The organism is Rhodococcus sp. KRD197 (assembly GCF_017168235.1).
In the GTDB taxonomy this organism is placed as follows: Bacteria; Actinomycetota; Actinomycetes; order Mycobacteriales; family Mycobacteriaceae; genus Rhodococcoides.
Map to the genome: position 1 here is coordinate 273,183 of NZ_JABFAO010000004.1, position 22,688 is coordinate 295,870.

The 22,688-nt window shown below is 64.7% G+C and carries 19 protein-coding genes; 17 read left to right on the top strand and 2 right to left on the bottom strand.

The genetic code is table 11. The features are described from left to right. Positions 1 to 48 precede the first annotated feature (48 nt). From J1M86_RS07525 to J1M86_RS07605, 17 genes are all read left to right on the top strand, one after another. The gene (locus tag J1M86_RS07525) at positions 49 to 846 is read left to right on the top strand and encodes a TIGR03084 family metal-binding protein (protein ID WP_206509391.1); all 798 of its coding nucleotides are present in this window, start codon (positions 49 to 51) and stop codon (positions 844 to 846) included. Then, positions 843 to 2,537 (top strand): acyclic terpene utilization AtuA family protein, encoded by a 1,695-nt coding sequence (locus J1M86_RS07530; RefSeq protein ID WP_206509392.1) that lies wholly within the window; start codon positions 843 to 845, stop codon positions 2,535 to 2,537. The genes J1M86_RS07525 and J1M86_RS07530 overlap by 4 nt, the downstream gene beginning before the upstream one ends. Continuing rightward, complete coding sequence (locus J1M86_RS07535; protein ID WP_206509393.1) at positions 2,534 to 3,682, top strand: acyl-CoA dehydrogenase family protein; 1,149 nt, start codon at positions 2,534 to 2,536, stop codon at positions 3,680 to 3,682. Before J1M86_RS07530 ends, J1M86_RS07535 begins: the two co-directional genes overlap by 4 nt. Continuing rightward, positions 3,679 to 5,277 carry an acyl-CoA carboxylase subunit beta gene (locus J1M86_RS07540; RefSeq protein ID WP_206509394.1) on the top strand — a complete coding sequence of 533 codons (1,599 nt, stop codon included), beginning with the start codon at positions 3,679 to 3,681 and terminating at the stop codon, positions 5,275 to 5,277. The genes J1M86_RS07535 and J1M86_RS07540 overlap by 4 nt, the downstream gene beginning before the upstream one ends. A gap of 7 nt (positions 5,278 to 5,284) precedes the next feature. Next, a complete protein-coding gene (locus tag J1M86_RS07545; RefSeq protein ID WP_206509395.1) occupies positions 5,285 to 7,285 on the top strand; it encodes a biotin carboxylase N-terminal domain-containing protein in 2,001 nt (666 codons plus the stop codon). Further along, positions 7,282 to 8,442, top strand: coding sequence for an acyl-CoA dehydrogenase family protein (locus J1M86_RS07550; protein ID WP_206509396.1), 1,161 nt, complete (start codon positions 7,282 to 7,284; stop codon positions 8,440 to 8,442). The genes J1M86_RS07545 and J1M86_RS07550 overlap by 4 nt, the downstream gene beginning before the upstream one ends. Further along, the gene (locus J1M86_RS07555; protein ID WP_206509397.1) at positions 8,442 to 9,206 is read left to right on the top strand and encodes an enoyl-CoA hydratase family protein; all 765 of its coding nucleotides are present in this window, start codon (positions 8,442 to 8,444) and stop codon (positions 9,204 to 9,206) included. The genes J1M86_RS07550 and J1M86_RS07555 overlap by 1 nt, the downstream gene beginning before the upstream one ends. A gap of 5 nt (positions 9,207 to 9,211) precedes the next feature. Further along, positions 9,212 to 9,838, top strand: coding sequence for a TetR/AcrR family transcriptional regulator (locus tag J1M86_RS07560; RefSeq protein WP_206509398.1), 627 nt, complete (start codon positions 9,212 to 9,214; stop codon positions 9,836 to 9,838). Positions 9,839 to 9,950: 112 nt separating this feature from the next. Then, on the top strand, positions 9,951 to 11,303 hold the full coding sequence (locus tag J1M86_RS07565) for an amidohydrolase family protein (RefSeq protein WP_187346744.1): 1,353 nt from the start codon (positions 9,951 to 9,953) through the stop codon (positions 11,301 to 11,303). Positions 11,304 to 11,309: 6 nt separating this feature from the next. After that, positions 11,310 to 11,822 carry a DUF3558 domain-containing protein gene (locus J1M86_RS07570; protein WP_206509399.1) on the top strand — a complete coding sequence of 171 codons (513 nt, stop codon included), beginning with the start codon at positions 11,310 to 11,312 and terminating at the stop codon, positions 11,820 to 11,822. An 11-nt stretch (positions 11,823 to 11,833) separates the two neighbouring features. Continuing rightward, a complete protein-coding gene (locus J1M86_RS07575; protein ID WP_307786563.1) occupies positions 11,834 to 12,349 on the top strand; it encodes a DUF3558 domain-containing protein in 516 nt (171 codons plus the stop codon). A 313-nt stretch (positions 12,350 to 12,662) separates the two neighbouring features. After that, the gene (gene rpsL, locus J1M86_RS07580) at positions 12,663 to 13,037 is read left to right on the top strand and encodes a 30S ribosomal protein S12 (protein WP_075839236.1); all 375 of its coding nucleotides are present in this window, start codon (positions 12,663 to 12,665) and stop codon (positions 13,035 to 13,037) included. A 1-nt stretch (position 13,038) separates the two neighbouring features. Next, positions 13,039 to 13,509 carry a 30S ribosomal protein S7 gene (gene rpsG / locus J1M86_RS07585; protein WP_072690599.1) on the top strand — a complete coding sequence of 157 codons (471 nt, stop codon included), beginning with the start codon at positions 13,039 to 13,041 and terminating at the stop codon, positions 13,507 to 13,509. Between the two features lie 96 nt (positions 13,510 to 13,605). Continuing rightward, entirely contained in the window at positions 13,606 to 15,708 is a 2,103-nt protein-coding gene (gene fusA / locus J1M86_RS07590; protein ID WP_075839235.1) for an elongation factor G, read from the top strand. A gap of 123 nt (positions 15,709 to 15,831) precedes the next feature. Next, positions 15,832 to 17,022, top strand: coding sequence for an elongation factor Tu (gene tuf / locus J1M86_RS07595; protein WP_075839234.1), 1,191 nt, complete (start codon positions 15,832 to 15,834; stop codon positions 17,020 to 17,022). 170 nt (positions 17,023 to 17,192) lie between these two features. Further along, positions 17,193 to 18,575 (top strand): 3' terminal RNA ribose 2'-O-methyltransferase Hen1, encoded by a 1,383-nt coding sequence (locus J1M86_RS07600; RefSeq protein WP_206509980.1) that lies wholly within the window; start codon positions 17,193 to 17,195, stop codon positions 18,573 to 18,575. Beyond that, the gene (locus J1M86_RS07605) at positions 18,572 to 21,058 is read left to right on the top strand and encodes a polynucleotide kinase-phosphatase (protein ID WP_206509401.1); all 2,487 of its coding nucleotides are present in this window, start codon (positions 18,572 to 18,574) and stop codon (positions 21,056 to 21,058) included. The genes J1M86_RS07600 and J1M86_RS07605 overlap by 4 nt, the downstream gene beginning before the upstream one ends. 11 nt (positions 21,059 to 21,069) lie before the next feature. Here J1M86_RS07605 and J1M86_RS07610 read toward each other — a convergent pair whose 3' ends face one another. Next, positions 21,070 to 21,609, bottom strand: a complete 540-nt coding sequence (locus tag J1M86_RS07610; RefSeq protein ID WP_075839270.1) for a hypothetical protein — start codon at positions 21,607 to 21,609, stop codon at positions 21,070 to 21,072. Next, positions 21,606 to 22,583 carry a DUF6286 domain-containing Asp23/Gls24 family envelope stress response protein gene (locus J1M86_RS07615; RefSeq protein ID WP_206509402.1) on the bottom strand — a complete coding sequence of 326 codons (978 nt, stop codon included), beginning with the start codon at positions 22,581 to 22,583 and terminating at the stop codon, positions 21,606 to 21,608. Before J1M86_RS07615 ends, J1M86_RS07610 begins: the two co-directional genes overlap by 4 nt. Positions 22,584 to 22,688: the final 105 nt, after the last annotated feature.

Here is a 22,688-nt window from a genome sequence, read left to right on the forward strand (position 1 = left end):
CAAGCAGGCGTGCTTGCTTTTTTGCATCGACGGTGTGAAGCTGTTCACATGGCCGACCTTGCCTCCATCGTCGAAGATCTACGCGCAGAGGGCGATGCCCTCGATGCCCTCGTTGCAGACCTGACCGACCAGCAGTGGTCGATGCCCACGCCCGCGCCGGGCTGGACCGTCGCCCATCAGATCGGGCACCTGTCCTGGACCGACAACGTCGCCGAGCGCACCACGTCCGGGGCGGCCGGCGACCCCGCTGCCGCCGCCGAGTTCGACGCCACGCTGAAACTCGCCTGGGCCGATCCCACCGGTTTCGTCGACGTCGCTGCCGCCGAGGAAGCTAAGGCACCGGACCTCGTCCCGACCTGGCGCACCCGTCGTCACGCCATGGCCGACGCACTGTCGACAGTTCCGTCCGGGGTGAAGATCCCGTGGTTCGGACCACCGATGAGCGCGGCCTCGATGGCCACCGCACGCCTGATGGAAACGTGGGCGCACGGCCAGGACGTCGCCGATGCCCTCGGCGTCACCCGCGAGCCGACCGATCGAATCCGAGGCGTCGCCCACATCGGCGTCCGCACAAGGGATTTCGCATACGCTGTCAACCAACAGACTCCGCCGTCCGAGCCGTTCCGGGTGGAGCTCACCTCCCCCTTGGGTGAGCTCTGGACCTGGGGCCCCGAGGACGCGTCCCAGCGCGTCCTCGGCTCGGCGGCGGACTTTTGCCTGCTGGTCACCCAGCGCGCACATCGCGAGAATCTCGACATCCACGCCGTCGGCGCCGACGCCGAGCACTGGCTCACCATCGCCCAAGCCTTCGCAGGCCCTCCCGGACCAGGACGAGACAAGCAATGACAGTACGAATCGGCAACTGCTCCGGCTTCTACGGGGACCGCATTTCCGCCATGCGCGAGATGCTCGAAGGAGGCGAACTCGACTACCTCACCGGTGATTACCTGGCCGAGTTGACGATGCTCATCCTCGGCCGCGACCGCATGAAGGACGCCACCCGCGGCTACGCGAAAACGTTCCTGCGTCAGGCCGAGGACTGCCTCGGTCTCGCGCTCGACAAGGGCGTCAAGATCGTCGCTAATGCCGGTGGCCTCAACCCGCGAGGACTGGCCGAGGCACTCGAAAAGCTCGACAGCGGCGCGAAAATCGCTTACGTCGAGGGCGACGACCTGCTCGCGCGCGCCGAAAAACTAGGCTTGGGCAGCCCCCTCACTGCCAACGCCTACCTGGGCGGCTGGGGGATCGTCGAATGTCTCAGCGCCGGCGCCGATGTCGTGGTCACCGGCCGCGTCACCGACGCTTCGGTCATCCTCGGGCCGGCCGCCCATCATTTCGGTTGGCAAAGAACGGATTACGACGCCCTGGCGGGGGCCGTCGTCGCCGGTCACGTCATCGAATGCGGCACTCAAGCGACCGGTGGCAACTATTCGTTCTTCACCGAGATCGCCGATATGAGCCGCCCGGGCTTCCCGATCGCCGAGATCGAGTCCGACGGTTCCTCGGTCATCACCAAGCACGAGGGCACCGGCGGAGCGGTCAGTGTCGGCACCGTCACCGCGCAGTTGCTGTACGAGATCACCGGTGGTCGTTACGCGAACCCCGACGTCACCGCGCGTATCGACACGGCGGTCCTGACGCAGGACGGGTCCGACCGCGTCCGCATCAGCGGCACGAAGGGCGAGCCGCCTCCGCCCACCCTGAAGGTCTCGCTCAACTCGCTCGGAGGCTTTCGCAACGAGTTCACGACGATCCTCACCGGTCTCGACATCGAAGCCAAAGCCGAACTCGCACAGAAGCAGTTCGAGTCCTGGTTGCCGCAGCGCCCGGCTGAGCTGGAGTGGACTCTGGTTCGCACCGACAAGCCCGACGCCGACACCGAGGAAACAGCGAGCGCGCTACTGCGTTGTGTCGCCCGGGACAGCGACCCGAACCTCGTCGGCCGTCAGTTCTCCTCGGTTGCCGTCGAACTCGCACTCGCCAGTTACCCCGGCTTCTCGCTGACCGCGCCGCCCAGCAACGGCGCACCGTACGGTGTGTTCACCGCTGGGTTCGTCCCAGCCGAGGAGGTCCCGCACACCGCCGTGCTCCCCGATGGAACTCGCACACCGATCGCCCCGACATCGGAAACGAAGGAGCTCGAGCCACTCGATGACCCCGAACTCCCGACGCCGAGGCCGGAGGAACCCACCGTTCGCGTCCCCCTCGGCACCATCGCCGCCGCCCGCAGCGGCGACAAGGGCGGCAGCGCCAACGTCGGCGTCTGGGTTCGCACCGATAGCGAATTCGCCTGGCTGGCACATGCACTGACCACCGAGAGGGTGAAACAGATGCTGCCCGAGGCAGAGAAACTCACCGTCACCAGGCACGTCCTTCCGCACCTCAAAGCCGTCAACTTCGTCATCGAGGGCATCCTCGGCCAAGGCGTCGCGTCGCAGGCGCGTTTCGATCCGCAGGCCAAGGGGCTCGGCGAATGGCTGCGGTCGCGTCACATCGACATCCCCGAAACCCTGGCTTATAAGGGAGATCTCGTATGAGCATCTGGACCACCCCGGAGCGCGAACAGCTCCGAAAGACCGTGCGCAGCTTCGTCGAACAGGACATCTTGCCACATCTGAACCAGTGGGAATCAGACGGTGAGATTCCTCGGGAACTGCACAAGAAGGCAGCGGCACTGGGCCTGTTGGGCGCGGGCTTCCCCGAGGACGTCGGCGGCGAAGGCGGTGACCTGGCGGACGCCATCCTCATCTGCGAGGAGATGCATCAGGCCGGTGCGTCGGGCGGGCTGTTCGCGTCCCTGTTCACCAACGGTATTGCGCTGCCGCATCTGGTCGCGGCCGGCGATCCCGAGCACATCGAGAAGTGGGTTCGCCCCACCCTCGCCGGCGAGAAGATCGGCTCGCTCGCCATCACCGAGCCCGGCGGTGGATCCGACGTCGGACACCTACGCACCAAGGCGGTCAAGGACGGTGACCACTACGTCGTCAACGGCGCGAAAACCTACATCACCTCGGGTTGCCGCGCGGACTTCGTCGTCACCGCAGTCCGAACCGGAGGCGACGGGGCAGGCGGTGTCTCCCTCCTCGTCGTCGAGAGCGGCACACCGGGCTTCGAGGTCACCAGCAAGCTCGACAAGATGGGCTGGCGCGCATCCGATACCGCGGAACTGTCCTTCGTCGACGCCCGGGTCCCCGTCGCCAATCTCGTAGGCGCCGAGAATTCCGGGTTCGCGCAGATCGCGCAGGCGTTCCTCAGCGAACGCATTGCCCTTGCCGCACAAGCCTATTCGAGTGCGCAACGCTGCCTCGATCTGACGTTGCGGTGGGTCCGCGATCGCGAGACGTTCGGCAAACCGCTCATCGCTCGTCAATCGGTACAGAACACCGTTACCGAGATGGCCCGCAAGATCGACATCGCCCGCGTGTACACCCACAACATCGTCGAACGATCCCTCGAATCCGACGAGGACTTCATCGCCGAGGTCTGCTTCGCGAAGAACACCGCCGTCGAATCAGGGGAGTGGGTGGCCAACCAGGCCGTCCAGCTGTTCGGCGGGCTCGGCTACATGCGTGAGAGCGAAGTGGAGCGGCAGTACCGAGACATGCGCATCCTCGGCATCGGCGGCGGCACCACGGAAATCCTGACAGGACTGGCAGCAAAACGATTGGGGTATCAGGCATGAGCGTGCTCAAGTCCACCCTCGACACCGCATCCGAGCAGTTCACCGGTGCGACCGAGGTCATGAACACCAAACTCGGCGAGATCGACGCCGAGCACACCAAGACGCTTCTCGGCGGCGGTGAGAAATACATCGAGCGGCACAAGAAACGCGGAAAACTGCTCGCTCGCGAACGCATCGAACTGCTCATCGACGAGGACTCCGCCTTCCTCGAGCTGTGTCCGCTCGCGGCCTGGGGCAGCGACTTCCCCGTCGGGGCGAGCACCGTCATGGGCATCGGTGTGGTCAGCGGCGTCGAATGCCTCATCGTCGCCAACGATCCGACGGTGCGCGGCGGCACCAGCAACCCGTGGACCCTGAAGAAGGGCTTCCGCGCCAACGACATCGCGACGCAGAACCGCCTCCCGGTTATCTCACTCGTCGAATCCGGTGGCGCCGATCTGCCCACGCAGAAGGAAGTATTCATCCCCGGTGGACGCATGTTCCGCGACCTGACGCAGCTGTCCGCCGCCGGAATTCCCACCATCGCCCTCGTGTTCGGCAACTCCACCGCGGGCGGTGCCTACATTCCCGGCATGTCCGACCACGTGGTCATGATCAAGGAACGCTCCAAGGTATTCCTCGCCGGACCGCCGCTGGTGAAGATGGCCACCGGTGAGGACTCCGACGACGAATCCCTCGGCGGTGCCGAAATGCACGCCCGCAAGTCCGGCCTCGCAGACTACTTCGCTGTCGACGAACAGGACGCGATCCGCATCGGCCGCAGCATCGTCTCCCGGCTGAACTGGAAGAAGAAGGGCCCCGAGCCGCGCGCAGAGGTCATCGAACCGCTTGCCGATCCCGAGGATCTGCTCGGCATCGTCCCCACCGATCTGAAGATCCCCTTCGACCCCCGCGAGGTCATCGCGCGCATCGTCGACGGCAGCGATTTCGACGAGTTCAAACCCATGTACGGCGGATCCCTCGTCACCGGATGGGCCGAACTCCACGGCTATCCCATCGGCATCCTCGCCAACGCCCGCGGTGTGCTGTTCAGCGAGGAGTCACAGAAGGCCACGCAGTTCATTCAGCTGGCCAACCGCTCGAATACACCGCTGCTGTTCCTGCACAACACCACCGGCTACATGGTCGGCAAGGAATACGAGGAAGGCGGCATGATCAAGCACGGCTCGATGATGATCAACGCCGTCTCCAACTCGAAGGTCCCGCACATTTCCATCCTGCTCGGTGCCTCGTACGGCGCCGGCCACTACGGCATGTGCGGCCGCGCGTTCGATCCGCGCTTCCTGTTCGCGTGGCCGTCCAGCAAATCGGCCGTCATGGGCGGCGCCCAGCTCGCCGGCGTTATCTCCATCGTCGGACGCGCCGCCGCCGAAGCCCGCGGCCAAGCATTCGACGAAGAAGCCGATGCCGGAATGCGCGCCATGATCGAAAACCAGATCGAAGCCGAGTCGCTGCCGATGTTCCTCTCCGGACGCCTCTACGACGACGGCGTCATCGACCCCCGTGACACCCGCACGGTAGTAGGAATGTGCCTGTCGGCCATCGCCTCTGCCCCGATCGAAGGCACCGCCAACTTCGGTGTCTTCCGGATGTGAGACGCACGTGAATGCCCAATTGGGTCACTCCGCAGGCTCCGCTCCTGTCCAGTCTGTATTGGTCGCCAACCGCGGCGAAATCGCCCGCCGTGTCTTCGCCACCTGCCGCAGCCTGGGAATCGATACCGTCGCCGTCTTCTCCGACGCCGACGCGAACTCCCCCCATGTCCGCGACGCCGACGCCGCAGTCCACTTGCCCGGCAACTCCTCCTCGGAGACATACCTGCAGGGTGAGCTCGTCATCGCCGCCGCCACCGCAGCGGGGGCCGACGCCATCCACCCCGGTTACGGATTTCTCTCCGAGAACGCCGAGTTTGCGCGTCGGGTGCAGGACGCGGGCCTGACGTGGATCGGACCCCCCACCAAGGCAATCGAGTTGATGGGCTCGAAGGTCGAGTCCAAGAAGATGATGGCCGACGCGGGCGTTCCCGTGCTCACGCAGCTCGACCCCGCCTCGATCACCGAGGACGAACTTCCGGTCCTGATCAAGGCCTCCGCCGGTGGCGGTGGCCGCGGTATGCGCATCGTGCGAGACCTGGGCGTCCTGGAGTCCGAAATCGAAGCAGCGCAACGCGAATCGCTGTCGGCCTTCGGAGATTCGACGGTCTTCTGTGAGCGCTACATCGAAACCGGCCGCCACATCGAGGTCCAGGTGATGGCTGATCGCCATGGAACGGTGTGGACGGTGGGAGAGCGCGAGTGCTCCATCCAACGTCGGCACCAGAAGGTCGTAGAGGAGGCGCCGTCACCGCTCGTCGAACGGATCGACGGCATGCGCGAGCGCCTGTTCGAGGCAGCCAGGCTCGCTACCGAGGCCATCGGCTACGAGGGCGCCGGCACGGTCGAGTTCCTCGCCGACGAGAGGGGCAACTTCTTCTTCCTCGAGATGAACACCCGCTTGCAGGTGGAACATCCTGTCACCGAGTGCACGACGGGTCTCGACCTGGTTGCGCTGCAGATCTCGGTCGCCGCGGGGGAAGCTCTACCCGCCGATCAGCCCTCCACCCGCGGACACTCGATCGAGGTGCGGCTCTACGCGGAGGACCCTTCGCAGGACTGGCGGCCGCAGAGCGGCGCGTTGTACCGGTTCGAGATTCCCGGTCAGCAGTTCACCGTGCTGGACCGAACTGGCATCAGGGTGGATTCAGGGGTGGCATCCGGCAGTGTTGTCGGTGTCCACTACGACCCGATGCTGGCCAAGGTCATTTCGTTCGCCCCGACCCGCGACCAGGCCGCGAACCTGCTCGCGAAGTCCTTGCAGAAAGCGACGATTCACGGCCTTCTCACCAACCGCGACTTGCTCGTCAACATCCTGAAGCATCCGGCTTTCCTCTCCGGCGACACCGACACCGCGTTCTTCGACACCCACGGCCTCGACGTGTTGGCGCAGCCCATCACGTCGGGCCGTGCTCTCGAATTGTCGGCACTCGCGGCCGCACTGGCCGACGCGGCGACCAACCGTCGCAGCGCGCGAGTCAACAAGGGACTGCCCAGCGGGTGGCGCAACCTCCCATCGCAACCCCAACGAAAGACCTACAGCGACATCACCGTCGAATACACCCTCGGTCGCTACGGACTGAAGACCGATCTCGACGGTGTCTCGCTCGTGGAGAACACGCCGACACAGGTGACGCTCGACGACAACAAGATTCGTCGAACATTCAAGGTCGCGCAGTACGGTCACGATGTCTTCGTCGACTCGGCACTCGGCCCCGTGAGGCTGACCAGGGCTCCGCGATTCGTCGACCCCACCGAGGAAGTAGCACTCGGCTCACTGCTCGCGCCGATGCCCGGCAGTGTCGTGCGAGTGGCAGCTGCCCAGGGCGATGCCGTCGCCGCCGGCCAGCCCATCCTCTGGCTCGAAGCCATGAAGATGGAACACACCGTCACAGCACCCGCCGACGGGATAGTGGCCGAGCTCAACGTGGTGGCGGGACAACAGGTCGAGGTCGGCCAAGTCCTGGCAGTAGTGACAGCGTCCGCGGAATCAGAAGGAGAAAACGCATGAGCTTCATCGAAACCGAGGAGCAGAAGGGGCTGCGCGCTGCCGTCTCCGCGCTCGGCAAGCGGTACAACTACATCGACTACGTCCTGCCCAACGCGCGGCGCGGGGAACCGCTGACCGAACTGTGGAACGAGGCAGGCAAGCTCGGCTTCCTCGGTGTCAACCTCCCCGAGGAATACGGCGGCGGTGGGGCCGGGATCTACGAGTTGGCGCTCGTGCAGGAAGAGCTCGCCGCCCACGGCGCAGGCCTGCTGCTGGTGGTGGTCAGCCCGGCCATCTGCGGCACCATCATCGGCAAGTACGGCACCGAGGATCAGAAGCAGACGTGGCTCACCGCGCTCGCCGACGGCTCGAAGATCATGGCCTTCGGCATCACCGAACCCGACGCCGGTTCCAACTCGCACCAGATCACCACCACAGCGCGTCGTGATGGTGACGATTGGCTCGTCCGGGGCAGCAAGATTTACATCTCCGGCGTGGACCAGGCCGATGCCGTGTTGATCGTCGCTCGTATGGAGGACAGCAAGACGGGCAAGCTCAAGCCTGCTTTGTTCATCGTGCCCACCGACGCCGAGGGCTTCCAGAAGACACAGATGCAGATGGACATCATCGAACCGGACCATCAGTTCACGCTGTTCCTCGACGATGTCCGACTCCCGGCGGAGGCGTTGGTCGGTGAGCCCGACGCGGCGCTGATGCAGCTGTTCGCCGGTCTGAACCCCGAGCGCATCCTCGGCGCGGCAATGGCCGTCGGCATGGGCAGGTACGCCCTCGACGCGGCAGTGAAGTACGCCAACGAGCGCACGGTGTGGAAGACCCCGATCGGGGCGCACCAGGGCATCGCGCATCCCCTCGCGCAGGTGAAGATCGAGCTCGAACTCGCCAAGGTGATGATGCAGAAGGCAGCGGTGCTCTACGACAACGGCGACGATTTCGGTGCCGCGGAGGCCGCCAACATGGCCAAGTACGCGGCCGCCGAGGCCAGCATCAAAGCCCTCGATCAAGCCATTCAGACCCACGGCGGCGCGGGACTGACCGAGGAGTACGGCCTGGCTGCGATGCTCGGTGCAGCGCGGATCGCGCGTGTCGCACCGGTCAGCCGAGAGATGATCCTCAACTTCGTCGCCCAGCATTCGCTGGGGCTGCCGAGGTCGTACTGATGGCGGTCGAGGTGGGCATCGCCGACGGAGTCGCCACTCTCACTCTCGACACCCCGCACAACAGGAACGCACTCTCGACGCAGCTCGTCGAAGAACTCACCGCTGGATTGTCCGCCGCGACCGAGAACCCGGACGTGCGTGCGATCGTGCTCACCCACACCGGCGGCACATTCTGCGCGGGAGCCGACCTCAGCGAGGCAGGCGGCACCGTCGAAGGTCGAACGGCGCAGATGCTCGGGCTGCTGCGTTCGATCCTCGAGACCCCGAAACCAGTCGTCGGAAAGATCGACGGCCACGTGCGAGCGGGAGGAATGGGCCTGGTCGGGGCCTGCGACATCGTCGTCGCAGGGCAGGGTTCGACCTTCGCGTTGACCGAGGCCAGGTTGGGTTTGGCGCCGTCGATCGTCTCGCTGACGTTGCTTCCTCGGATGACCTCGCGAGCGGCAAGTCGATACTTCGTCACGGGTGAGAAGTTCGGTGCCCACGAGGCCGAGACCATGGGGCTGATCACCCTGGCCTCGGCCGACCCGGACTCCGCCGTCGAGGATCTGCTCAGTGCTCTTCGTCAGGGCTCGCCGCAGGGACTTGCCGAGTCGAAACGACTGACCACCGCCGCAATTGTCGACGATTTCGACGCGCGCGGCGCCGAGCTGTCGGACCGTTCTGCGAGCCTGTTTGCATCAGCGGAGGCGCGAGAGGGGATGATGTCCTTTCTGCAGAAAAGACCGCCCAGTTGGGTGGCTGGGAGTTCAGGGGAGAAGTAGCGAAGATGGTGACGGCGCGTGAACCCAAGCAGGATCGCAGTAGGGCCACGCGAGCTCGACTGCTCGAGGCGACCATCGATTCGTTGGCCGACCAGGGGTGGTCGGCCACGACGGTCGGTGTCGTCGCCGAACGCGCCGGGGTCTCTCGCGGCGCGACGCAGCATCACTTCCCGACGCGTGAGGACCTGATCACCGCCGCCCTGGACTACATGTTCGACACCCGGATGGACGACGCCCGACGCGAGTCCTCCGATCTGCCGCACGGGCCCGCTCGGACCGAGGCCGTCGTCGAACGGTTGGTCGAGTACTACACGGGGCCTACCTTCAAGGCGGCGCTGCAAGTGTGGACCGCCGCGGCCGCCGACCCCGAGATGCGCGCCCGCGTGCTCCCGCTCGAGGAGAAGTTCGGGCGCGTCGCGCACCGCATGGCAGTCGAACAACTCGGCGTCGACGACAGGGACCCACAGACCCACCGCCTGGTGCAGGCCACGCTGGACCTGGCTCGCGGTCTCGGTCTCGCCGACGTTCTCAGTGACGATTCACGCAGGCGCAGCGAGATCGTCCGCGCGTGGGCCGGTGTCCTCGAAACCAGTCTGAGGGTTCGGACCGAAGTAGTAGCCTCAGGCGGTTGAGACCGCTCGCTGAGCGAGAATATGTGCGTCGTGGTTCGCTCTGACCGTGAGGCAGATACACACGAGGCAGATACACCGGGGCCATATCTTCCACATCGGGGGATCTCCGACGGTGACCGGTGCGGCCGAGGCGTTGGTGTCCATCCCGGACGGCGCACTCGTCGTCGACGGTGACCGCGTCACGTACTGCGGCCCATTCGCCGATGTCGAGGCCGGGGATTCGGAGGTCGGGGGTTTCGAGGTTTTCGATCACCGGCCCGGCTTTCTGCTGCCCGGCTTCGTCGACACCCACGTGCACTTCCCGCAGACCTTCGCCGGTGACGCCTACGGCGGCGGCCAACTGCTCGAGTGGCTCGATGCGTGCATTTTCCCCTCCGAAACGCTGCTCGCCGACCCGAGCTTTGCAGCTACAGCCGCCGTCGCCTTCTGTGATCGACGCATCGCCGCCGGCACGACGCAGGCGATGGTGTTCGGCTCGGCATTTCCGCACGCCCAGGACGCTCTGTTCGCGGAGACGTGGCGGCGAGGTCTGCGGGTGGTCAGTGGCCGCGGAGTGCAGACCACCGGCCCGGACTCGGCCCAGGCGCTCGTGACCAGCGAGGGTGATGCTGTTCGCCTGGTGTCGGAGGAGATCGAGAAATGGCACGCAGCCGACACCGGAGACGTCGGCACCGCTCTGTTGCATGTGGCCGTCGTACCTCGGTTCTCCCTGTCGGTGACAAGAGAAACGTTGAAAAATCTCGGCGAGCTCTACGACTCGGTGCGCGATCGCGGGGTGTACTTCCACAGTCACCTCAACGAGAACGATCGGCCCGGGTCCGGCGAGGTCGCCACCACCAAGGATGCCTATCAGGTCGAAACGTATCTCGACACCTACGACGGCAAGTTCATGCCCGGCTCGGCCGTCGGCGGGAAGAGTCTGCTCGGTAGGCGCAGCATCCTGGCACACGCCGTGCACTGTCAGGACACCGAACTCGCGCGGATGGCCGAGACCGGGACGTCGATTTCGCATTGTCCGACCTCGCAGCAATTTCTCGGTTCCGGCACCATGCCGTGGAAGCGGACGGTCGCTGCCGGGGTGAACATCGCCATCGGTTCCGATTACGGCGGTGGGGACGAGTTTCTGCTGACGAGAGTGCTCGGCGACGCCTTCAAGGTCCACATGTCCGAGGCGGGGGAGGACGCTGTATCGCTGCACCCGGCCGAGCTGTTGTTCACCGGCACTCTCGCCGGGGCGCGTGCACTCGACATGGAGGATCGCATCGGCAACTTCGACGTGGGCAAAGAAGCCGATTTCGTTGTCGTCGACCCTGCGGAGTGGCCACCGTTGGCGGGTTTGCTCGAGCACGGCGTGCAGTCCGAGGACCCCGAACTCGCCCGCGACCAGACACTCTTCCGGTTGCTGATGGCCATGCGGGAGCCCGCGATCACCGAGGTGTACGTACAGGGACGACGCCTCCATTAGGGTCGAATGATGCGAGTGAAAGTGCTTGTGGGCGTTGCTCTCGCGGTGACGCTGTCGGCCTGCGGAGCCAGTGATGGCGACGCCGCGCCGGCGGAGGACGCGAGCGGCTCCGGCGGATCGGGTGCCTTCTTCGGCCAGTGCGGTTCGGTGGGCGATCAGGAGGTGCTCGACGCCTTCGCTGTGCAGGCGTTCACCTCCATCACCCGCAACTCGGTCGGCTGCGAATGGGAGACCGCGGGCTTCACGGGTCCGTCGGTCAGTTTCTCCTGGTACCGCGGCAGTCCCATCGACCGCGAACGATCGGGATCCGAACTGATCGGCCGTCCGGCTCAGGACATCGAGATCGACGGGCAGGTGGGCTTCGCCGCCGCGACCGAGGACTACCTGTGCGAGATCGGCGTGCAATACGGGGACGATTTCATCCACTGGTCGGTCACCTACGGGGATCTGACCCCGATGGCAGATCCCTGTGACGTCGCGATGCAACTGGCCGAACTGACCGTCGAGCGTGCGCGGTGAGGCGGGCCTGGGTGGCAGTGGCGTTGGCAGGGGCAGTGGTGCTGCTGGCCGGCTGCAGCACCACCGTCGAGGGCACGCCTCGAGCCGAATCGTTCGACGGTTCGATCGACTCGGAGTTCACCGACCTGCTCACCGAATGCGACGCCGTCGCCGACGACACGATCGCCGAGACAGTGGGTGGCGACGCCATCGCTCGCGGCTTCTTCGGCGCCATCTGCAGATGGGACGTCGCCGGTGGAGACGGCATCGTCAAGGTCACGTTCAACTGGTTCGAGAACGGTTCGCTCGAGGTCGAACGTGAGGCCAACGAGGGGCTCGAGTACACGGTCTCCGATATCACCGTGCAAGGGCGAAGAGCCTTGCGGACGCAGCCGCCCGCCGATCCCGCATCCTGTGGTGTCACCGCCGGATCGCCGGATTCGGGAATCGTAGGATGGTGGGTGCAGTACGAGCCCGGGTCTCCGACGCCTGATCCTTGCGAGGCCGCACTTGCGTTGATGGACTTGACGATCGACGTGAGTCGATAGCCGCCTACTAACACAACAGGGGGCGTTTTGACCCGAGGCCGCGCCGCCGGGTATCGTTATGGGTCGTGTCCGGCCTGGCCGGTCCGTCTGTGTGCCTATGCGAGGTACAGCCGTGCTCATGTTCCGATTCAGAGCAAGCGCAACGGCTGCCGTGTGGGGGTATGCGACACACCCGACCTCGGGGTGCAAGAGACCCGCGGTAGAAGTACTGGAGCAGCAGCAGTACCGGGTGAGGAGCAGTGTTCTCTTGCTCCAACTGCTAGATCCCTGAGTCTTTGCAAGTAAAGACTCGCGACACGAAGAAAGCCGGTTCATGCCAACTATCAACCAGCTGGTCCGCAAGGGTCGCACCGACAAGGTTGCGAAGCTCAAGACCGCTGCCCTCAAGGGCAGTCCCCAGCGCCGTGGTGTGTGCACTCGCGTGTACACCACCACTCCGAAGAAGCCGAACTCCGCTCTGCGTAAGGTCGCGCGTGTGCGCTTGACCAGTGCAGTGGAGGTCACCGCCTACATCCCCGGTGAAGGCCACAACCTGCAGGAGCACTCCATGGTGCTCGTTCGCGGTGGTCGTGTGAAGGACCTCCCGGGTGTGCGCTACAAGATCATTCGCGGCTCGCTCGACACCCAGGGTGTCAAGAACCGCAAGCAGGCACGCAGCCGCTACGGCGCCAAGAAGGAGAAGAGCTGATATGCCACGCAAGGGCCCAGCACCCAAGCGGCCGCTGATCAACGACCCGGTCTACGGATCGCCGTTGGTCACGCAGCTCGTCAACAAGATCCTCATGGACGGCAAGAAGTCCACCGCCGAGCGCATCGTCTACCAGGCTCTCGAGCAGGCACGCGAGAAGACCGGCACCGACCCCGTCGTCACGCTCAAGCGTGCACTCGACAACGTCAAGCCGGCCCTCGAGGTTCGCAGCCGTCGTGTCGGTGGCGCCACCTACCAGGTGCCCGTCGAGGTTCGCCCCGGCCGCTCCACCACGCTGGCACTGCGCTGGCTGGTCACCTTCTCGCGTGCACGTCGTGAGAAGACCATGGTCGAGCGTCTGGCCAACGAGTTGCTCGACGCGAGCAACGGCCTCGGTGCCGCTGTGAAGCGTCGCGAGGACACGCACAAGATGGCTGAAGCCAACAAGGCGTTCGCGCACTACCGCTGGTGATCTCCTCGCTTCGGCGGCATCGAAGAAACATCCGGTGCCGCCGAAGCGTTGACCAGCTCAGGTAATACCTCTTCCAACACCAAGGCGGGTTAACTCGTGGCACAGGACGTGCTGACCGACCTCAACAAGGTCCGCAACATCGGCATCATGGCTCACATCGATGCTGGTAAAACCACCACTACCGAACGCATCCTCTTCTACACCGGTATCTCGTACAAGATCGGTGAAGTTCACGATGGCGCAGCCACCATGGACTGGATGGAGCAGGAGCAGGAGCGTGGCATCACGATCACCTCTGCTGCCACGACGTGCTTCTGGAACGACAACCAGATCAACATCATCGACACGCCCGGTCACGTCGACTTCACGGTCGAGGTCGAGCGTTCACTCCGCGTGCTCGACGGCGCAGTTGCCGTGTTCGACGGCAAAGAGGGTGTCGAGCCGCAGTCCGAGCAGGTGTGGCGTCAGGCCGACAAGTACGACGTGCCGCGCATCTGTTTCGTCAACAAGATGGACAAGCTCGGCGCGGACTTCTACTACACCGTGCAGACCATCATCGATCGTCTCGGGGCCAAGCCGCTGGTCATCCAGCTGCCGATCGGCGCTGAGAACGAGTTCGAGGGCGTTATCGACCTCGTGCAGATGAAGGCGCTCGTGTGGAGCGGCGAGACCAAGCTCGGTGAGAAGTACGAGATCCAGGAGATCCCGGAAGACCTCAAAGAGCGTGCAGACGAGTACCGCACCATGCTGCTCGAGACCGTGGCCGAGTCCGACGAGGCGCTTCTGGAGAAGCACTTCGGCGGCGAAGAGCTCACGATCGAAGAGATCAAGGCAGCCATCCGCAAGATGACCGTCAACAGCGAGCTGTACCCGATTCTCTGTGGCTCCGCGTTCAAGAACAAGGGCGTTCAGCCCATGCTCGACGCAGTCATCGACTACCTTCCGTCCCCGCTCGACGTTGCCGAGACCATCGGACACGCCGTCGGCGACGAGGAGAAGGAGATCACTCGCAAGCCGTCCGCAGACGAGCCGTTCGCGGCTCTCGCGTTCAAGATTGCGACGCACCCCTTCTTCGGCAAGCTGACCTACGTGCGCGTGTACTCGGGCAAGGTCGACTCCGGCGCTCAGGTCATCAACTCGACCAAGGGCAAGAAGGAGCGTCTGGGCAAGCTCTTCCAGATGCACTCCAACAAGGAGAACGCGATCGCGACCGCGTCTGCCGGTCACATCTACGCCGTGATCGGGCTCAAGGACACCACGACGGGTGACACGCTCTGCGATCCGCAGAACCAGATCATCCTCGAGTCCATGAGCTTCCCGGACCCGGTCATCCAGGTGTCGATCGAGCCGAAGACCAAGTCCGACCAGGAGAAGCTGGGAACAGCTATCCAGAAGCTCGCCGAAGAGGATCCCACCTTCTCGGTGAAGCTGGACGAGGACACCGGCCAGACCGTCATCGGCGGAATGGGCGAGTTGCACCTCGACATCCTCGTGGACCGCATGCGTCGCGAGTTCAAGGTCGAGGCCAACGTCGGCAAGCCGCAGGTCGCGTACCGCGAGACCATCCGCAAGACGGTCGACAAGCACGACTACACCCACAAGAAGCAGACCGGTGGCTCCGGCCAGTTCGCGAAGGTCATCATCAAGCTCGAGCCTTTCGAGGGCGAGGATGGTGCTACCTACGAGTTCGAGAACAAGGTCACCGGTGGTCGTGTCCCCAGGGAGTACATCCCCTCGGTGGACGCCGGAGCTCAGGACGCCATGCAGTACGGTGTCCTCGCCGGATACCCTCTGGTCAACGTCAAGGTGACACTGCTCGACGGTGCTTACCACGATGTCGACTCGTCGGAAATGGCCTTCAAGGTCGCCGGCTCACAAGCGTTCAAGGAAGCCGCCCGCAAGGCCGGCCCTGTCATTCTCGAACCCGTCATGGCCGTCGAGGTCATCACGCCCGAGGATTACATGGGTGAGGTCATCGGCGACCTGAACTCCCGCCGTGGTCAGATTCAGGCCATGGAGGAACGCAGCGGTGCCCGTATCGTCAAGGCACTGGTTCCGCTGTCGGAGATGTTCGGCTACATCGGAGACCTTCGGTCGAAGACTCAGGGCCGCGCTAACTACTCCATGGTGTTCGATTCCTACGCCGAGGTTCCTGCGAACGTCGCGAAGGAAATCATCGCGAAGGCGACCGGAGAATAGTTCTCCGCAAGCTGGACACGCTGGATCTGTAACACCGTACGACCATGCAGTTCACAAGAGCTGTACGAGACAACCGCACTGCTGCATTTCACGCAAGCACCAAACAGTCCAGGAGGACACACAGTGGCGAAGGCGAAGTTCGAGCGGACGAAGCCGCACGTCAACATCGGGACCATTGGTCACGTTGACCACGGCAAGACGACGCTGACTGCAGCAATCACGAAGGTTCTGCACGACAAGTACCCGGACCTCAACGAGGCCTCGGCCTTCGACGAGATCGACAAGGCGCCGGAAGAGAAGGCTCGTGGTATCACGATCAATATCTCCCACGTCGAGTACCAGACGGAAAAGCGTCACTACGCGCACGTCGATGCCCCCGGTCACGCCGACTACATCAAGAACATGATCACCGGCGCGGCTCAGATGGACGGCGCAATCCTGGTCGTGGCAGCTACGGACGGCCCGATGCCGCAGACGCGTGAGCACGTGCTGCTCGCCAAGCAGGTCGGCGTGCCGTACATCCTCGTTGCACTCAACAAGGCTGACATGGTCGACGACGAAGAGATCATCGAACTCGTCGAGATGGAGGTCCGCGAGCTTCTCGCTGCGCAGGACTTCGACGAGGACGCACCGGTCATCAAGGTCTCCGCACTCAAGGCACTCGAGGGTGACCCCAAGTGGGCCGAGAGCGTTGCCGAGCTCATGCAGGCCGTCGACGACTCCATCCCGGACCCGGTCCGTGAGACGGAGAAGCCGTTCCTCATGCCCGTCGAGGACGTTTTCACCATCACCGGTCGTGGCACGGTCGTCACCGGACGTATCGAGCGCGGCTCGGTCAACGTCAACGAAGAGGTCGAGATCGTCGGCATCCGCCCCGGCTCGACCAAGACCACGGTCACCGGCATCGAGATGTTCCGCAAGCTGCTCGACTCGGGCCAGGCTGGCGACAACGTCGGTCTGCTCGTGCGTGGCATCAAGCGTGAAGATGTCGAGCGTGGACAGGTCATCATCAAGCCGGGCACCACGACTCCCCACACGGAGTTCGAGGGCAACGCTTACATCCTGTCCAAGGACGAAGGCGGCCGTCACACGCCGTTCTTCAACAACTACCGCCCGCAGTTCTACTTCCGTACCACGGACGTTACGGGCGTTGTGACCCTCCCCGAGGGCACCGAGATGGTCATGCCCGGTGACAACACCGAGATGTCCGTCACGCTGATCCAGCCGGTCGCCATGGACGAGGGCCTGCGTTTCGCTATCCGCGAGGGCGGTCGTACCGTCGGCGCCGGTCGCGTCACCAAGATCATCAAGTAGTCTCCGCAGGCTCCGCCTACGGCGATTATCAAGTGATCTAGTTTCACCCAGCTCCACACAGCGGCGCTCACCTTCGGGTGGGCGCCGCTTTGCTGTGTCCGAGAGGGCAGGCGGCCAGAAAATGTCAGAGCGCAAAGTGAGTGAGGTGAAGTAACGTCGCAGCGGTGCTCATGACTCTGGCCGCTGATGCGACAACCGATTTCCCGGATGCGACGGATCTCGGATTTCTGCTGCACAAACATCCCGACCGAGTCCAGACCTTCGGACTCTCCGTCGGTTCGGCGACGGTGTTCTACCCCGAAGCGGACTCCCGATCGACCTGTGCCGCAATAATTCTCGACATAGATCCAGTCGAGCTCGGACGGACGCAGCCGCGATGTTCATCGAGCGAGTTCGCGCTGGGTAGGTACGTCAACGACAGGCCCTACGCGGGTGCATCGCTGCTGGCGGTCGCGCTGTCTCGACTGTTCAAGCAGGCCATCGCCGGAACCTGCAAAGCGCGCCCCGAACTTGCAGACCGTGCACTCGATCTCACGATCACCGTGCCGGCGATGCCGTGCCGTGGTGGCAGTGAACTGGCCGAGGAACTGTTCGGACCGCTGGGGTGGAACGTCGAAGCACGTCCGTTGCCGTTCGACGAGAAGATCCCCAGCTGGGGCGATTCCGTGTACGTCGATCTCACTCTCACCGGTTCCTTCACCGTTTCCTCGGCACTGAAGCACCTGTACGTGCTGCTGCCGGTTCTCGATGACGTCAAGCACTACTGGGTCGGCGCAGACGAGGCCGACAAACTGGTGCGCGCGGCGGGCGAGTGGCTGGCCGGACACCCGAGGATGGAGCTCATCACCGAGCGCTACCTCAAGTATCGACGCGACCTGGTCGCATCGGTCGTCGATCGCCTCGACCCTGATTCGCAGTCACAGCATCCGAGCCGGCGGGACCCGAACCTGGCAGAGCGCAGGGCCACTGCGGTCATCGCCGAGTTGAAGAGCTTGGGAGCGAAGTCCGTCGTCGACCTCGGCTGCGGAGAAGGGCGACTGCTGCGAGAGATGTTCTCCGAAAACAAGTTCGAGGCGATTGTCGGTGTCGACGTCTCGGCGCGAGCCCTGGCTTCGGCGGAGCGACGGCTGGGACTCGACGATCTTCCCGACCGTCAGCGCACACGTGTTCAGCTCTTTCAATCCTCCGCGACGTACCGGGATGCTCGCTTGAAGGGTTTCGACGCGGTGGTGCTCATGGAAGTGATCGAGCATGTCGAAATGGACCGGCTTCCGGCACTTGAGCGGTCGGTGTTCCGGGAAGCGCGACCGATGCACGTGGTGCTGACCACGCCCAACTCGGAATACAACGCACTGTACGACGGTGTTGCGGATGGCCAGTTTCGGCACCCGGATCACCGATTCGAGTTCACCCGTGCGCAGTTCCGTGACTGGGCGACGAACGTTGCCGAGCGCGACGGATACGCAGTGCGGTACGAGAGCATCGGGCCGGTGGACGAGGCGCTCGGTTCCCCCACTCAGATGGCAGTCTTCACCCGAGAGGAGAAAGCATGACGCCGTACGACATTCCCGACCTGTCGCTGGTCGTGCTGGTCGGGATCAGTGGATCGGGCAAGTCCTCCTTCGCCGCAACACAGTTCGATCCGTTCGAGACCGTATCGAGCGATGTCTGTCGGGGTGTGGTCAGCAACGATCCCAACTTGCAGAGCGCGACGAAGGACGCCTTCGAACTGGTGGAGTTCATCGTCGCCAAGCGGTTGGCAGCGGGGTTGCTGACCGTGGTCGACGCCACCAATGTGCAACCTGCCTCGCGAAAGTCGTTGGTTCGACTCGCGCGCGAGCACGACGTCCTCCCAGTGGCGATCGTTCTCGATGTGCCGGAGCCGATCTGTGCCGAGCGCAACGCAACCCGCGTGGACAGGACGTTCGGCCGCGATATATTGCGACGTCAGCACCAGCAACTGACGAGGTCGATGCGCGGGTTGACCAAAGAAGGCTTCCGAACGGTGCATGTGCTCGATGGTGTCGAGGCGATCGAGGCAGCGCAGTTCGTGCGCACGCCGTTGCGCAGCGACCGCCGCGACGCGCGGGGTCCCTTCGATGTCATCGGTGACATTCACGGCTGCCTCGGCGAACTGCAGACCCTGCTCACCACACTCGGCTATGCCATTCGACGAGACGAGCAGGGCCGCGCCGTCGGTGCCGTCCCGCCCGAGGGGCGCACCGCACTGTTCCTCGGTGACCTCGTGGACAGGGGACCGGACTCCGCCGCGGTGCTGCGGCTCGTCATGGGCATGGTGGCCGCGGGCGAGGCTCTCGCGGTGCCGGGCAATCACGAGCACAAGCTGGTTCAGGCGCTTCGGGGCCGCAAGGTCAACGCCTCGCATGGCCTCGCCGAAACGCTTGCCCAACTCGAGCACGAGAGCGAAGAGTTTCGACGCGAGGTGCTGGAGTTCTGCGACGGTCTCGTCGCCCACCTGGTACTCGACGACGGCCGTCTCGTCGTCGCGCACGCCGGGCTCGTCGAGAAGTACCACAATCGGGCGTCCGGGCGGGTTCGCAGTTTTGCGCTCTACGGTGACACGACAGGCGAGACCGACGAGTTCGGACTTCCCGTTCGCTATCCGTGGGCGCAGGACTACCGGGGGCCGGCGATGGTGCTCTACGGGCACACGCCGATCCCCGAGCCGGAGTGGGTGAACAACACCATGTGCCTCGACACCGGGTGCGTGTTCGGCGGGAAGCTGACGGCCCTGCGGTACCCGGAGCGGGAGATCGTATCCGTACCGGCGGAGCGGCAGTGGTACGCGCCGGCAAAGCCGCTCGGCGAATTCGTGCGCGAGACCGATTCACTCGATCTGACCGATGTCATCGGACCGACCGGAGTCGAGACGGCACTGCGTGGACGTGTGAGCATTCGGGCAGAGAACGCGGCCGGCGCACTCGAAGTGATGAGTCGCTATGCCGTCGCTCCGCACTGGCTCGCGTACCTTCCGCCGACGATGGCGCCATGTTCGTCCTCCACCCGCGACGGGTACCTCGAGTACCCGACCGAGGCGTTCGACGCCTATCGAAAACTCGGTGTGGGAACGGTGATCTGCGAGGAAAAGCACATGGGATCGCGGGTCGTGCTCGTACTTCACCGCGGGTCCGGCGGGATCGCTTACACGCGGACGGGGCGGCGTGTGTTCGACGAGGATCTCACCCGGGAACTCGTCACCGCAGCCGAGAAGGCCTTCGAGCGTGCCGGTCTGTGGAACGAGCTCGACTCATCATCGGTGATCGTCGACTGTGAGCTGATGCCGTGGTCCGTCAAAGCAGAAGGGCTGGTTCGCAGTCAGTACGCTGCGGTCGGTGCCGCCGCTCGGGCAGATCTGGCGGCCGAGGGCGCTTTGCTCGCGAGAGCAGCGGCGCGCGGTCTGCCGGTGGGAGATCGAGTCGACCGGCAGGCCCGGCGGTCGGTGAACATCGAGAGGTTCGCTGCGGCGTACCGCGGTTACGTCTGGCCCACTGCCGGATTGGAAGGCGTTTCGTTGGCACCCTTCCAGGTGTTGGCCACGGCGAACGAACTGCTCGTCGACCGGCCACACGAATGGCACCTCGGCCTCGCAGACAGGCTTGCCGATGCCGATCCCACCCTGTTCACCGGAACCGAGCGGATCACCGTCGACCTCGACTCGGAGGCGTCGGTGCTCGCGGGCGCACGGTGGTGGGAGGAACTCACCGCGGCCGGCGGCGAGGGCATGGTCGTCAAACCGGCGGCAAACGGACCTACCGGGAAAGTGCAGCCGGGCATCAAGGTCCGGGGGCGCGACTATCTCCGACTGATCTACGGCCCGGATTACACCGAACCGGGGCAGCTCGCTTCGCTGCGTGAGCGGACACTTGCACACAAGCAGTCGATGGCATTGCGCGAGTACGCACTCGGTATCGAAGCGTTGCAGCGATGGGTCGACAAGGAGCCGCTCTGGCGTGTGCACCAGGCGGTGTTCGCGGTGCTGGCGATGGAGTCCGAACCGGTGGATCCGCGACTCTGACCTGCTGCGGGTCAGACGTGCAGTTGGACACGCAGTGCGACGGCTCGCCCCTCGACCGCGTCGGCGACGAAGGCGGCCCGAGCATGCGCGAAGTTCGTGAAGGCCTGGACGTCCAGGTGGCGGGAAGCGTGGACGGCGATGGCGAGGGTCGCGGTTCCTCGATCGTCGATGGCCCGACCGCGAGCGGAGTCGACGCCGGGGAACTGCGCGATCTCGGCGGCCACCGCGCGCGCCAGCGGGTCGAGTTCGACTCGGATACCGAGCGATTCGTCATCGGCGATGACAAGGGTCCCGGTGCGCCGCGGCGACAGGTTACCGATGAGGAGCCCGATCGCGACGAGTGCGCTGACCACGATCGTGGCCGCCAGCGCTGCATTCCACCAGGATTGCGTCGGTAGCGCGGCGAATTCCTCCCGGTCGAAGCGCGACCATGCATCCACGGCGAACGGAACGTCGAAGTACCACAAGAGGCCGAAGGCTCCGGTTGCGAGCAGCGCAAGACCGAGGACTGTGACAAGGATGCGGTCGATCAGTGAGGTTGCGCGCTTCACGATCGAGACCATCTGACGCGGACCACTACGTCTCTTGTGTGGGCGAGTACGGCGAGGGTGGGCGCGACCGCGGTTCTCACATCCTCCGCGAGGGCTTCGTCGCCGACGTTCCCGTCGACCAGCCGGCGCACGTCGATCTCGACCCTCTTGCGCGTAACGGTGGTCCGCACGGATTCGACGCCGGCGATCACTCCGGCATGATCGCTGCATACTCGCGCCACGTCCGTCGGCCGCAACCACACGATCGGGACCGAGGAGGCTGTAGCTGTCGCGCCGCTGTGAGTTTTCGTCCTCGGCTTCAGTCCGAGCACGACCAGCGCGAGCCCGGCTGCCGCCGCAGCTGCGCACGCAACGAAAAGCCACCACGACCACTGCACTTCGGCGATTCGCTCGAGCGCAGTTCCGATCCATGGCAACCCGGTGACCCCTTCGTGCACGATGAGGAATTCCCGTCCTGCCACCACTGTGAGAGCGAGCAGAGCCAGCGCGAGAACGATCGCCAGCGGAACCGCTGCCGGGCTTGCTGTCGGCGGGCGCGGCTCGACGACCGGATGGACCGCCGAAAACGTGACGGCCTGTTCGGCGGTGCCTGGCTTCTCAGGGGCGACAACAACAGGGGCGCTGACGACATGCGCGATAACGACGTTGAGACGGTGTAGCGGCAGCCCGATCGTGTCGGTCAAGGCCCGCCCGACGGCGTCGTGGATCGACTCCGCGACCGCGGGGATGAGACACGGCCACGCGACCGCGACGTACAGGTTGACCGAGACGGAATGGTCGCCGACCGATACATCCGCGCGCGGGAGTTCTTTCCCGGTGAGGCGGGGCAGGCCACCGACCTGGCGGATGACCCCCGGAACCGTCAGTGCAGCGGTAGTGGCCACGCGTGCAACGGCCTGTTCCTTGACGACGAGGGTTCCGCGTTCCTCGGCCGGGGGAATCGCGTCGTCCGGGAATGCGGCAGGGGCGCTCACCGGGTCCGTCGGCGAGCATCCCCGAAGGAGTGGGCTTCGCGCATCCGGTGGTCCGTGGTCATGCTGTCGATCGTAGACGCGAGAACGTGCCAGACAAGTCGACTG